Source organism: Acinetobacter sp. 129952, assembly GCF_056642055.1.
Genome location: NZ_JBWVSU010000004.1, coordinates 168,454 through 181,045 on the forward strand (window position 1 = coordinate 168,454; position 12,592 = coordinate 181,045).

At 43.9% G+C, this 12,592-nt stretch carries 12 protein-coding genes; 5 read left to right on the top strand and 7 right to left on the bottom strand.

Features of this window, described 5'->3' with window-relative positions; all coding sequences use genetic code 11:
* Positions 1-59: 59 nt before the first annotated feature.
* On the bottom strand, positions 60-749 hold the full coding sequence (gene murU, locus AC1IR0_RS06440) for an N-acetylmuramate alpha-1-phosphate uridylyltransferase MurU (protein ID WP_409665498.1): 690 nt from the start codon (positions 747-749) through the stop codon (positions 60-62).
* Complete coding sequence (locus AC1IR0_RS06445) at positions 750-1,763, bottom strand: aminoglycoside phosphotransferase family protein (RefSeq protein WP_004731490.1); 1,014 nt, start codon at positions 1,761-1,763, stop codon at positions 750-752.
* 121 nt (positions 1,764-1,884) lie between these two features.
* Here AC1IR0_RS06445 and AC1IR0_RS06450 point away from each other — a divergent pair, with 121 nt between their 5' ends.
* Both AC1IR0_RS06450 and AC1IR0_RS06455 read left to right on the top strand, forming a co-directional pair.
* Complete coding sequence (locus tag AC1IR0_RS06450; protein ID WP_409665521.1) at positions 1,885-4,338, top strand: LPS-assembly protein LptD; 2,454 nt, start codon at positions 1,885-1,887, stop codon at positions 4,336-4,338.
* Positions 4,338-5,645 carry a peptidylprolyl isomerase gene (locus AC1IR0_RS06455; RefSeq protein ID WP_312327483.1) on the top strand — a complete coding sequence of 436 codons (1,308 nt, stop codon included), beginning with the start codon at positions 4,338-4,340 and terminating at the stop codon, positions 5,643-5,645. Before AC1IR0_RS06450 ends, AC1IR0_RS06455 begins: the two co-directional genes overlap by 1 nt.
* Before the next feature lie 119 nt (positions 5,646-5,764).
* Here the strand turns inward: AC1IR0_RS06455 and hfq are convergent, their stop codons facing one another.
* From hfq to tsaE, 4 genes are all read right to left on the bottom strand, one after another.
* Complete coding sequence (hfq, locus tag AC1IR0_RS06460) at positions 5,765-6,295, bottom strand: RNA chaperone Hfq (protein WP_148334401.1); 531 nt, start codon at positions 6,293-6,295, stop codon at positions 5,765-5,767.
* Between the two features lie 91 nt (positions 6,296-6,386).
* Positions 6,387-7,331, bottom strand: a complete 945-nt coding sequence (gene miaA, locus AC1IR0_RS06465) for a tRNA (adenosine(37)-N6)-dimethylallyltransferase MiaA (protein WP_004645483.1) — start codon at positions 7,329-7,331, stop codon at positions 6,387-6,389.
* 6 nt (positions 7,332-7,337) lie between these two features.
* Positions 7,338-9,305, bottom strand: a complete 1,968-nt coding sequence (mutL, locus tag AC1IR0_RS06470; protein WP_005247332.1) for a DNA mismatch repair endonuclease MutL — start codon at positions 9,303-9,305, stop codon at positions 7,338-7,340.
* Complete coding sequence (tsaE, locus tag AC1IR0_RS06475; RefSeq protein WP_409665519.1) at positions 9,295-9,774, bottom strand: tRNA (adenosine(37)-N6)-threonylcarbamoyltransferase complex ATPase subunit type 1 TsaE; 480 nt, start codon at positions 9,772-9,774, stop codon at positions 9,295-9,297. The genes mutL and tsaE overlap by 11 nt, the downstream gene beginning before the upstream one ends.
* Before the next feature lie 126 nt (positions 9,775-9,900).
* On the opposite strand from tsaE, the gene AC1IR0_RS06480 reads away from it, so the two are divergent.
* The 3 genes from AC1IR0_RS06480 to AC1IR0_RS06490 all read left to right on the top strand — a co-directional run bounded on the left by AC1IR0_RS06480 (position 9,901) and on the right by AC1IR0_RS06490 (position 11,811).
* Positions 9,901-10,809 (top strand): pseudouridine synthase, encoded by a 909-nt coding sequence (locus tag AC1IR0_RS06480; RefSeq protein WP_044109565.1) that lies wholly within the window; start codon positions 9,901-9,903, stop codon positions 10,807-10,809.
* 114 nt (positions 10,810-10,923) lie between these two features.
* A complete protein-coding gene (locus AC1IR0_RS06485; protein WP_114542513.1) occupies positions 10,924-11,271 on the top strand; it encodes a type II toxin-antitoxin system RelB/DinJ family antitoxin in 348 nt (115 codons plus the stop codon).
* Positions 11,272-11,367: 96 nt separating this feature from the next.
* Entirely contained in the window at positions 11,368-11,811 is a 444-nt protein-coding gene (locus tag AC1IR0_RS06490) for a GNAT family N-acetyltransferase (protein WP_004278907.1), read from the top strand.
* Positions 11,812-11,853: 42 nt separating this feature from the next.
* On the opposite strand, the gene AC1IR0_RS06495 is transcribed toward AC1IR0_RS06490, so the two are convergent.
* Positions 11,854-12,561, bottom strand: coding sequence for a pseudouridine synthase (locus AC1IR0_RS06495; protein WP_409665492.1), 708 nt, complete (start codon positions 12,559-12,561; stop codon positions 11,854-11,856).
* Positions 12,562-12,592 lie beyond the last annotated feature (31 nt).

Genomic DNA, 12,592 nt, shown 5'->3' on the forward strand with positions numbered 1-12,592 from the left:
GTGGAAGTATACCGTTTTCTCTATATTGGCACAGTAGGCAGTGCTTAGCGAATATTCACTTAAGCAAACTTCCCTTCACGGATCGCCGTATCCAGTGCCGTTAAACGCTCTGGGGTTCCTACGTCAACCCAAATGCCTGCCAGTTTAGAAGCTGCAACCTGCTGATTCTGCATTGCTGCTTTTAGCAACGGAGCCAAAGGACGTTTGCCAGTCTCTAAGACTTGGAACATCTTCGGATCAAGTACGGATACACCACTAAAAGTCAGGTTCTCACCTCCGACTTGCTGATCAAAGGTATAAGCTTTACCTTCTGCAAGCGTGAAATCACCCTCTGGGTGTTGTTCAGGGTTCTGCACAAGTACGAGATGCGCCAAATTATCCTTTAGATCAATATCCAGTAAAGGGGCAAAATCCATCGTGGTCCAGACATCACCATTTAACAGAATAAAAGGTTCATCACCGAGTAGCGGCAAGGCATTAATGATTCCACCAGCGGTTTCCAGACCTTCACCCTCATGTGACCAAAGGATGTGTACACCAAATTGTGAACCATTACCCAAAACTTGAGCGAGTTTTTCACCCAACCAAGCCGTATTGATGACAATTTCAGTGACTCCGATCGCAGCCAGTTTTTCAATATGCCAGACGATAAGCGGTTTGCCACCTACCTCAAGCAAAGGCTTGGGGGTATGCAAAGTTAATGGGCGCATACGATTGCCGAGTCCTGCGGCCAAAATCATCGCTTTCATTTAGGCCGCTACCTCGTATGAACCATATTTTGCTTCAAAGGCAGGCATCACTCTGTCACGCATAAACTGCATGAATGGCTCTAGTTCTGCATAAGCCTTAGATTCTTCAAGCAGATACCACATCACACGTGGTAAGTCCTTGAGATAACCTGACTTGCCATCACGTTCAAACAGACGCACAAAAATACCTAAAATCTTGATATGACGCTGAATCGCCATCATGTCGGCGTCTTTTTTAAACTGTTCAAAGTCACGCTCTTCTTTAGCAGATGCTGGCAACAAGTCATAAAAGTTTTTGAACCAGCGATACACACGATCGGCATTCCACTGTACATAGGCATCACGGGTAATCGAGATCAAGTCATAAGTATCCGCACCAATCACAGCATCCTGAAAATCAATCACACCGAGTTCGGTTTCATTGTCGATTTTCATCAAGTTACGACTATGGAAATCCCGATGCACGATCACCTGTGGCTGTGCCAATGCGGCATTCGCCAAAATCGCAAAAGTGCGTTTGATCAAGGCGCTTTCTGATTCAGTCAGTTGAACCTTTAACGCTGGTAACATCCAGTCAGTCAGCAATTCCATTTCCGAGATCAGTTTTTCATAAGAATATGCCGGGAAATGCCCTTCTCCAGCAATCGATTGTAGTTGAATGAGCTGCTTAAAGCTTTGCTCATAATAGGCATCTACAGTCTCGTCATTCAGCAGATTCGACAGCAGCACATCACCAAAGTCTTCGAGCAGTAAAAAGCCATTTTCCAGGTCTTTTGCCACGATATGCGGAACGCGCACGCCATGTGCATCAAAAAACTCATCTATCGTCACAAAAGGCACACAATCTTCTTTTTCTGGTGGTGCATCCATCAGCATAAATGTTTTATTATTCAGTTTGATTCGTGCATAACGACGGAAGCTGGCATCACCTGCTAAAAAATGAGTTTCAAATTGATCTGAACCGAGTACAGAGGCAATCCAAGATTGTATCAATTGTTCGCGTTGTGTATTCATTTGCAATTAATTCTAATACAGGCTGAGTTTTTAAAGTGCTAAGTGTAGCTACTTATCAACTTTTTCTCTATGATGCGACAATAATTAATTGCGATAAAAGCATGATTGGTTAATGAGACAAATGAAGCATCACTTTAAAATAAATCCTCTAGCGACTGCGATCTTAACCCTTTTATGTGGCAGCTCAGCCTCCGGCTATGCTGCATCAAATGTCTCGTCCGATGTAAATGCAGAACAACTCAAACAGCGCATAAATGAGACCTATCCAGGTGAAGCATTCTTTTCGCAATACTATGTCGACAAATCCTCAGCTGAAGCACAGCAGCGGCAGGAAAAATACTTAAGTTCGGCTTATTGTGAAGGCACCTGGGTGACCCCGATTGCCCCAGATGCAGCAACCGTTGCGCCAGATCAGGCTACATCCACCATTACTGCAGATTATGGACACTACAATCCAGCAGGTGACTCTTATTTAGAAGGCAATGTCATCATTGACCAGCAAGGTCGCCAGATTCGTGCTGAACGCGTAACGATTGATCAAACCCAGACCTATGCCAAAGCAGAAGGTCGGGTACAACTTGCTCAGGGTGGCCTGCTCTCACAAAGTGATGATATTAATTATAATTTAAAGACCCAAGAAGGCGACCTAAATAACAGCTTCTATATTGCCGAGCAGCAACATGCGCATGGTCGGGCAGAAAAGATCGCCAGAACCTCGACCGAGACGGTAGAACTGGAAAATGCGACCTATACCACCTGTCCACCTGAGCAAAAACCAACCTGGAAAATCCAGGCAGAAAAGATCAAGCTGAATCAGGAAACCGGACGGGGTGAAACCCGGAATACCAAGTTGTATGTTAAAGATGTTCCGGTTTTAGCGGTTCCCTATTTCAACTTCCCGATTGATGACCGCCGCACTACCGGTATTCTGACGCCGACATTTGGCTTTACCAATGATGGTGGTCTGGAACTGGGTGTTCCGGTTTACCTGAATTTAGCACCACAATATGATGCGACCATTACGCCACGTTATATTGGCGATCGTGGTGTAATGCTGGATGGCGAGTTCCGTTATCTGACTGAGAATTATGGTGAAGGCCGTATTTGGGGAGGTTATTTACCTTCCGATGAAAGCTATAGCGACGAAGACCGTAAAAGCCTGCATTTCTTACATAACTGGCAGATCAATAATCAGCTTTCCACCAACCTTGAATATAACTACGCTTCAGACAAAGATTACTTTGCCGATCTGGATAACAACCCGAACTCTAAAACTGACCTGAACTTACGCCGTGCCTGGGAAGTCAATTACAAAAATGGTATTCCTGGCTTAAAGGCACAATTCAAAGTCGAAGACTTCCAAACCCTAGATCCAACTGTACTGGATGAAGACCGTCCTTATGCACGTTTGCCACAGCTTTTAGTCAATTACAAAACTGGCAATCCATTGGGATTACAACTTGAGTTTAATAACGACACAGCATATTTCCAGAAGGATCTGAGAAATTTCGCTGATACTGACCCAACGGGTGAGAAGGTATATCAACCGAGTGGTACACGGATCTATAATGACTTTTCCGTGCGTTATAATCATTTTACCCCGTGGTCATTCTTCATTCCTCAGGCGACTGTACGCAACATCAATACTTTCTATGATGAAAAAACCCAAAGCCGTAGCGCGTCTAGTGAAAATAATTCAATTGTGGTGCCACAATTCACGCTGGACACCGGCTTAATTTTTGAAAAAGAAGGTACGTATCTACAGACCTTAACGCCTCGTCTGTTCTATGCGTATTCACCTTATGAGAACCAGCAGAATCAGCCAAACTTTGATTCAGTCGTCGCTTCGATTAATTATGATCAACTTTTCAGTGCGCGTCGCTTTTATGGTAATGACCGCCTGGAAGACAATAACTTTGCCTCCTTAGGTCTGAGCTATAGCCTATTTAATGAAGAAGGTCTGGAGCGCCTGCGTGCCAGCGTTGGACAGAGCTTTTTCTTTGAAGATCGCCGTGTAACGTTGGAAAATGATGCAGATGAATTCGACCGTGAAAGTCATACTGGCCCTGTAATTCAACTGACCAGCCAGCTGTCAAATAATGTTCACGTTAATCTGAACTCAAGCTGGATGTCGAATGGATCGAATGCCCAACGAGATTTGCAGGTTTATTATACCGGTGAGCAAGGCAATCTTTATAACCTAGGCTATTTCTATCGCAAAGATATTCCGAACCGTCAAAAGAGCTATGATCATGTGGTGGGTTCATTTATCCAGCCGATTGCCAACAACTGGCGTCTGGTTGGACATGCCCAGTTTGACCTCGACAATAGTGTCGCACGGGAATATTTACTTGGCGTGAACTATGAGTCATGCTGTTGGGGAGTTTCTGTTTACGGTCGCTCATATTACAATGACTTAGACGACGTTAATGATTCAAGCATCAAAGCCAAACGCGCCATTATGGCCGAAGTCAGCCTGAAAGGCTTAGGTGGGTTAAGCAGCAAACTCACCTCATTACTAGAAAATCGTATTCTAGGTTTTAACAATATCAATCAAACTTGGACAGAACGTTAATGAAGACAAAACAGTTAAAACAAATTTTTAAAGCAACCGCACTTGCGCTATGCCTTTCTTCAGCGATGACGACTTTTGCTGTTGCCCAACCTAAAGATGAAGTTGTAGCTGTAGTCGACAATAGTATCATTCTACGTAGTGACCTGGCTCAAGGTGTAGCCGAAATCTCACATCAGCTGCAAAAACAGAAAAAGGCAGTTCCACCACAACAAGATCTTGAGCAACAAGCTTTAGAGCAACTGATTATTCGTCAGGCACAGCTTGAACAAGTTAAACGTTATAATATTCGTCCAGATGAAAAAGCTTTAAATGAAGCCGTCCTGAAAGTTGCCCGTGATTCTGGTTCACCGAGTCTGGAAGCATTCCAGCAGAAACTGGATGCCATGGCGCCCAATACCTATGCTTCTTTACGTAACCGTATCGCTGAAGATTTAGCACTGAATCGTTTACGTCAACAAATCGTGACTTCACGTATTCAAATTACAGATCAAGATGTTAAAAACTTCCTGAATACCCCGCAAGGTCAGGCTTTGCTTGGCAGTCAGGTCCATGTACTGCATTTACGGGTAAGCGGTGAAAATGCTGAACAAATTGCAACAAAGGTAAAGCAAGAATTAAATAGCAGCAATGACATTCAGGCGATCAGCAAAAAGTACAGCACTGGCGGCGTTAAAGTCGAAGCTGCTGATATGGGTGTGAGAAACCTGTCAGAAATTCCGGCAGAACTGGCTGCACGCGTGACCACCCTGCAACCGGGTCAAACTTCTGAACTGATTCCTGTCGCTGATGGTGTACATGTTCTGAAGCTCTTGGAACGTAAAGGTGGCGAACAGAAAGCCCTTGTTCCTCAATATTTAACACGACACATTCTGATTCAACCGTCTGAAGTGGTCAGTCCTGAAAATGCCAAACAAATGATTGATAGTCTGTATAACCGCCTCAAACAAGGTGAAGATTTTACTGTTTTAGCTTCAACGTTCTCCAATGATACTGGCTCGGCTCGTGATGGCGGAAGTCTTGGCTGGGTTAGCCCAGGGGTAATGGTACCTGAATTTGAACAGCAGATGAAAAGCACCCCAGTAGGTCAGTTCAGTAAACCATTTCAATCCCAGTTTGGCTGGCATATTCTGCAAGTGAGTGAAACACGCCAACAAGATATGACACAGGAATATCAGGAACGTATGGCTCGCCAATTGCTTGGTGAACGTCAATTTGATGCCGAATTAGATAGCTGGTTACGTGAAACGCGCAATAATGCTTATGTAGAAATCAAAGATCCTCAACTGGATCCTAAACGTAACCGTTAAGCCTTACCATAATCCTAAAAAGCCAACGACATCTCGTTGGCTTTTTATTTAAAAAACTTAAAACGTACAGATATAAAAAAACCTCTCATATAGAGAGGTTTTTTAATTTTCAAACTCGATTAACGATTGTTTTCATCGTCTGAAGAGTCTTCAAATTTAGTGTCGTTGTCAAAACCAGTGCCTTGACCACCAAAGCCAGCACCTTGACCACCGAAGCCACCTTGACCACCGAAGCCAGCACCTTGACCACCGAAGCCGGCACCTTGACCACCAAAGCCACCGCCTTGACCGCCGAAGCCACCTTGACCACCGAAGCCGCCGCCTTGACCGCCAAAACCACCTTGACCACCGAAGCCGCCAGCACCTTGACCGCCACCAAAGCCACCTGCAGCACCTTGACCACCGAAGCCCGCACCTTGTGGACCAGCAGGCGCGCCAGCAGGACGTGGATTACGTGCAGGCACTACAGTTGAAATTGCATGCTTATAAACCATTTGGCTTACTGTATTTTTTAATAAAACCACGTATTGGTCAAAAGATTCGATATGACCTTGTAATTTAATACCGTTTACCAGGAAGATAGATACTGGGATACGTTCCTTACGGAGAGAATTCAAGAATGGATCTTGTAAAGTTTGACCTTTAGACATGTTATAACTCCAAAAAAATTAAAAATCAGCGCAAAAACTATCTCTATTTTTCAATTAAAAATTATAAAAAAGATAGTCCCTAAATTTTGCTTTATCCGTGACAGTTTCGCAAGTCTTCTTGAGCCTGCTGTAGCGTAAAATATGTTGTAAATTTATGCTTTTCTTGCAAAGACCTTAACCACGTATATTGACGTTTTGCAAGTTGTCGTGTCGCAAATAAAGCTTTATCCTCCATTTCCCGTTGCTTTTCCTTGGTTTTATCAGCATTTTTTAAGAATTCCATAGCCTGACGATAACCCACTGAACGCATGGAAGGTAAATTTTCATTAAAATCGTATTTTTCAATTAAATTCACAACTTCATTTAAAAAACCGCTTTTCCACATAATTTCCAGACGTTGTTCAATACGCCCATGCAATTCTAACCGATCTGGCATCAGCGCATAATTATGGAAACTGTAACGATATGGTAAGTTTTTAGGTTGTTCTGCCTGTAGTTTTGTAATCGGCTCACCAGTCAATTTAAAAACTTCCAAGGCTCGAATAATGCGCTGCTTGTCGCTAACCTTGAATTTTTCACCGGCAATCGGATCGACTGCACATAATTCTGCATAAACCGCTTCCCAGCCCTCCTGCTCACCCTTGGCTTCAATCTCTGCCCGGATAGCATAGTCTGCACTTGGTAGGTTATCTGACAAACCTTCAAGCAAGGCCTTAAAATACAGCATGGTTCCGCCAACCAGAATCGGGGTTTTACCACGCACATGAATATCATCAATCAGGCGGCAAGCATCTTCGACAAAGTTGGCTGCAGAATACACTTCAAGTGGACTAATAATATCAATCAGATGATGCGGATAGCGCGCCAGTTCCTCTTTGGAGGGCTTGGCTGTACCAATGTCCATTTCCCGATAAACCAGTGCAGAATCGACCGAAATCAGCTCAAATCCCCCTTGCTCATACAGTTCACATGCCAAAGCGGTTTTACCACTTGCAGTTGGCCCCATTAAATTGATGACCGGCAATTGATTGGACATGTAAAACTACTCTCCTCGAGCAAAAAGTTTATCTAGTTGAGCCAATGGAAAGGCGCGCCAGGTCGGACGACCATGATTACATTGACTGGCAAATTCGGTTTGTTCCATCTGCCGTAATAAAGCATTCATTTCAGACAAACTTAGGATACGATGCGCTCGCACTGCACCATGACAGGCCATTCCCGCCAAAATTTGGTCACGCTTCTGCAATAGGCTTTGTGCTTGATCCCCCGGATCTAAATCATTCAATAATTCAGGAATCAGGGCATCGAAATCGGCCTTGTGTAGAATAGCCGGTACACCACGTACGATAACTTGCTCATCACCATACTGATCGATTTCCAGCCCCAAACGTGCCAACTGCTCTTTCAGCTCTTCGACACGCATGGCCTGCATCCGGCTAATATTCACGACTTTTGGAATGAGCAATTGCTGTGATGTCCAGAATTCAGGTTTATCCCAAGCCGATTTCATTTGCTGCAAGACAATACGCTCATGCGCCGCATGCATATCCACAATAATCAGACCTTCGGTATTTTGCGCCAGAATATAAATGCCATGTAACTGGGCAATAGCAATGCCCAATGGATGCTCATCCACTTTAGTGTTTACATGTGTCTGAAAAGACTGCTCAGGGCTGAATATTTCGGTTTCCGAACTTTCTCTGAGCGGTGCTAAATAACTTTGCAAGGCATTATTCAGCTGCTGTGAACCAGAATAAGATTTACGGTAATCTTGGGAATAATGCACTGTTTGTGGACCTGAAGATGCAAAATCGGTCAGCACATCTGAAGTTTCATTTTCACTTAAGGCAGATGTCGTTCTCACCACCTGTGGCTGAGAATGCGCAGTCTGATGCAGGCTGAACTGTTCCTGATAACGCGGTTGCGGGGCCGTCAAGCCAGGCTGCTCATCCTGTTTCATTGCCTCGGCTAAATCTGCAGTTGCGGTCTGGAATTGTGCCAACGTTTCTTTGGCATAATGCCGTACGAACTCATGTACTTCACGTTGATTCAGGAAGCGAATTTCATGCTTGGTCGGATGGACGTTTACATCCACATTTTCTGGATCAACTTCTAAAAACAGTAAATAAGCCGCATGCTGATGCCCATGCAGGATGCCGTCATAGGCCATCCGTAAGGCATGGGAAATGGTTTTGTCTTTGACAATCCGGCCATTTACATAGACATACTGCAAATCAGCCTGTGCACGTGCATCTGAAGGATGGCCAAGCCAGCCAGACAAACGCATGTTGATACTGTCTGCATCCATCCAGTAGGCATTTTCAGTAAACTGGCGGCCAAGCAATTGCTGTACCCGCTGAAAACGCAAAGCGCCGCTATCCGCCACGGGTAAATTCAGTTTGATGCTTTCATTATGTTCTAGCACAAAACGGATATCAAAATGCGTCAGTGCCATACGGCGCACAATTTCTTCGATATGACCAAATTCAGTGCCCGGTTTTTTCAGGAATTTACGCCGTGCAGGCACATTAAAAAACAAATCCTGAACCCGGATATGCGTCCCTTTTGAGGCCGCAACAGCCTGAATTTCCTGATGATCAAAAGCCGTGCCATTGACTTCGACCTGATAACCGATGCCCTCGTCACTTTGACTGCTGATCATGGTCAGGCGTGAAACTGCTGCTATCGACGCCAGTGCCTCACCACGAAAGCCCAGACTGCTAATCGCATACAGCTCATCGGCGCTCTGGATTTTGCTGGTGGCATGGCGCATCACGGCCAAAGCTAGATCTTCAGGATGAATTCCGCGTCCATTGTCGATGATTTCAATTAAAGTACTGCCGCCCTGTTCGACCCGAATGATCAGTTCTGTCGCCCCCGCATCAATCGAGTTTTCCAGTAATTCCTTGACTACAGAGGCCGGACGTTCAATCACCTCACCTGCGGCAATCTGGTTGGCAAGTGCAGGATCAAGGGCACGAATACGGCGCAGACTTAAATCATTCGACATGTGAAAATTGACGCTCCAGAGCCTGGCGTAAGGCAAGATTCGATGAAATCAGGCTTGCAGTACGGGTCAGCTCATCTTCAGATTTTAAAATTTCAATAATCAGGTCAGCTTGCGGAATTTCATCGCCACCTTTGGATGGCCATTCAAATAAAAATAGCGCACTCGGTGTTTCCAGGTAATCCCGGATGCCCATCAGTTCCAGTTCATACGGATCATTCAGACGATACAAGTCAAAATGAAAAATATCCTGACCATTAATTTGATAGGGTTCGACCAGTGTATAAGTTGGACTTTTCACTGAACCTTTATGACCCAGCTGTTGCAAATAATAACGTGTTAACGTCGTTTTTCCTGCCCCTAGGTCACCAATCAGATACACGACCCCCGCAGGGAAATTCTCCGCCAGAACCTTGGCTAGTTTTTGGGTATCGTCTTCATGATTTAAAGTGACATTAAATGAATAAGGCATATTACTCACGACATGATGCAAAAGAATAAATATGATAGCATCGCCACGCTTTAAAAGCCTATTCACCAGTGTGAGAAACTGTATTTTTTCACAGCATCTGTTCCTTAAGAGGTTAATCTGCCTGCCATGCAACCAACTGTTGAATTTAACCCGCCCATGCTCAATGGGGTCAGTGCCAGTAAAGTATTTTTGCCAGCCAGTCCGGATGCGTCCCTGACAGTTTTTGCTTATTTATGCACACAATTCGCGCATATCACAGCAGATGAATGGCAGTCCCGTTTCAACGAAGGTCTGGTCTATGATGCTCAGGGCAATCAATTAACCACAGAAAGTCCATTCCAGGCTAATAGCCATTGTTACTATTATCGCTTTTTGGCACATGAAGTGCATGTTCCTTTTCAACATCAGATTTTATTTGAAAATGAGCATTTCATGGTGGTCGATAAACCGCATTTTTTGACTATGAGTCCGACCGGACAATATGTGCAGGAAACGCTATTGGTTCGGCTTAAAAAACAAACCGGCAATGAGCATTTAACGCCCATTCACCGGCTGGATCGTGAAACGGCAGGTGTGGTCCTGATTTCCAAATGCGTGGAATCGCGTGGAATCTATCAGCAGATGTTTGCCACACGTCAGGTTCAGAAAACCTATCATGCGATTGCGGCCTATCACCCTGATTTAAAATTTCCATTGATCACGCGATTAAGAATGGAAAAGGGACAGCCCTTTTATACCATGCACGTGCTAGACGGAACGCCGAATAGCGAGACGGTGATTGACCTGCTGGAACATAATACAGAATGGGCTAAATATGAGCTGAAACCGCATACTGGCAAACAACATCAATTACGGGTGCATTTGAATCATCTGGGTATTCCGATCCGTCATGATCCCTTTTATCCACAGGTAGCGCACAAGGCGGAAGATGATTTTTCTGCACCTTTAAGTTTATTGGCCAAACATATTCAATTTGTTGATCCGATCACGCAGAAAAGCATGAATTTCAGCTCGCAACTTGAATTGACACTGTAAATCGCTTGTCATTACAGATTATTTTCTAAAATCGGTCGCTTTAAGATTGAATTTCAAACGTAATTGATTAGAATAAAGGCGAAAAGTTAAGTAATTTAAAGCTTTAAAAATATTATGAGAAAAACTGAAGTTTATCAAATTCGCTTGGACTCGCAAGAGAAGAAACAAGCCTTTGCGGTATTTAAGCAATTGGGGATTACGCCAGCTCAGGCCGTGCGTCTTTTTTTCAAGCAAGTGGTGATTACCAAATCGATCCCCTTCTCGATTGAAAACCAGAATATCAACCTAGAACAACTGATTCGCCTGCGCAAGCTAAAACAAAATGAAGCGAAAACCGAGCAAAATGCGCTTTCCAGTTCTGCCCTGAATCTGCTGGATGATCAGGATATCCAGTTGGATGATGATCATCTTGATTTATTTGAAGAACTGAATGCCATTTTGGGTGAAAGCGACAAAATTTAACATTGTTGCATTTCCGAACAATTTCTAAAGCCTGCCACTCCCAAACTTCGCTATGCTTGATGCTGATTATCAATAAAAAATTAGCTGGAGTATGCAATGCTCGTACGACGCGCCCAGTCAGCAGACCTGAATCAGCTGGCGGTATTATTTGATGAATATCGACAGTTTTATGGTACGTCTTCCAATCCTGAACTCTCTTACCAATTTTTAAAACAGCGTTTTGAAGATGGACAGACCGTCATTTTCATTAATACCAAAGATGATACTTTTACCGGCTTTATTATCCTGTATCTGGGTTTTTCTTCGGTGGCCTGCTCGACCTATTATATTCTGGATGATGTCTATATCACCCCGGTTTTTCGGCGTCAGGGCGCAGCCAAACAACTGATTGATACCGCGATTTTATTTGCCAAACATGAACAGGCCTTAAGAATCACTCTGGAAACCCAAAAGAATAATTATCAATCGCATAAATTGTACGAATCTATGGGATTTATCAAGGATGATGAATTTCAGACTTATCACTGTTTCCTGAAATAAGTCCTAATCTTTTCATCACATTTCAAGCGAATAAAAAATTTATTATTCCGAGCGGAATTTGGCCTGCGCCACCTGTTCAGCATTTAAATACAGCCATTCTCCTTCAGCCATTTCAGGCAAGGCCAAAGCACCAATCTGTGCACGGTGCAATTGTTCAACTTTATTGCCTACGGCAGCCAGCATGCGCTTCACCTGATGATAAACACCTTGATGAATGGTCATTTGCAGACGGTTCTCAGCCAATCGAGTCACTTCAGTAGCTGCAAAAATACCTTTTTCATTTCTTAATTCAACACCCTGTTCTAATTGCTGAATCTGTTCATCCGTGACTAGATCCGCAGTTTGCATCTGATAAACTTTAGCGACATGCTTTTTCGGATGTGTGAGCGCTTGCAGAAACTGTCCATGATCGGTCAGCAATAACAGTCCAGTGGTATCTTGATCCAGACGGCCTACACACTGAATCCCCCGATTTAGCAGAATGTCATCAAACAGGTCAAACACACTAAAATGATGCGTCGCCTGATGCGAACACTCGTAGCCTTGTGGCTTATTTAATGCGATATAGACTTTTTCCCGATAGGTATGACTTTTCCCATATACTTCGAAATTTAAGTTATTTAAATCCAGTTTATGTTTGGGATTATCAATCACTTCATCTTGAATTGAAACAGCACCATTTTTAATCAGTTGCTGACAATGCTTGCGGGAGCCGAAACCTTGTGACTGCAACATTTTTTCCAATAGCATCTGTTTATACCTGTATCGAGTGAAGACCTGT

Excerpts from the sequence above, each read along its gene's own strand:
- hfq (WP_148334401.1), bottom strand. The coding sequence starts at position 6,295 with ATGTCTAAAGGTCAAACTTTACAAGATCCATTCTTGAATTCTCTCCGT.
- miaA (WP_004645483.1), bottom strand. The coding sequence starts at position 7,331 with ATGTCCAATCAATTGCCGGTCATCAATTTAATGGGGCCAACTGCAAGT.
- tsaE (WP_409665519.1), bottom strand. The coding sequence starts at position 9,774 with ATGCCTTATTCATTTAATGTCACTTTAAATCATGAAGACGATACCCAA.
- AC1IR0_RS06450 (WP_409665521.1), top strand. The coding sequence starts at position 1,885 with ATGAAGCATCACTTTAAAATAAATCCTCTAGCGACTGCGATCTTAACC.
- AC1IR0_RS06480 (WP_044109565.1), top strand. The coding sequence starts at position 9,901 with ATGCAACCAACTGTTGAATTTAACCCGCCCATGCTCAATGGGGTCAGT.
- murU (WP_409665498.1), bottom strand. The coding sequence starts at position 749 with ATGAAAGCGATGATTTTGGCCGCAGGACTCGGCAATCGTATGCGCCCA.
- AC1IR0_RS06445 (WP_004731490.1), bottom strand. The coding sequence starts at position 1,763 with ATGAATACACAACGCGAACAATTGATACAATCTTGGATTGCCTCTGTA.
- mutL (WP_005247332.1), bottom strand. The coding sequence starts at position 9,305 with ATGTCGAATGATTTAAGTCTGCGCCGTATTCGTGCCCTTGATCCTGCA.
- AC1IR0_RS06490 (WP_004278907.1), top strand. The coding sequence starts at position 11,368 with ATGCTCGTACGACGCGCCCAGTCAGCAGACCTGAATCAGCTGGCGGTA.
- AC1IR0_RS06495 (WP_409665492.1), bottom strand. The coding sequence starts at position 12,561 with ATGCTATTGGAAAAAATGTTGCAGTCACAAGGTTTCGGCTCCCGCAAG.
- AC1IR0_RS06485 (WP_114542513.1), top strand. The coding sequence starts at position 10,924 with ATGAGAAAAACTGAAGTTTATCAAATTCGCTTGGACTCGCAAGAGAAG.
- AC1IR0_RS06455 (WP_312327483.1), top strand. The coding sequence starts at position 4,338 with ATGAAGACAAAACAGTTAAAACAAATTTTTAAAGCAACCGCACTTGCG.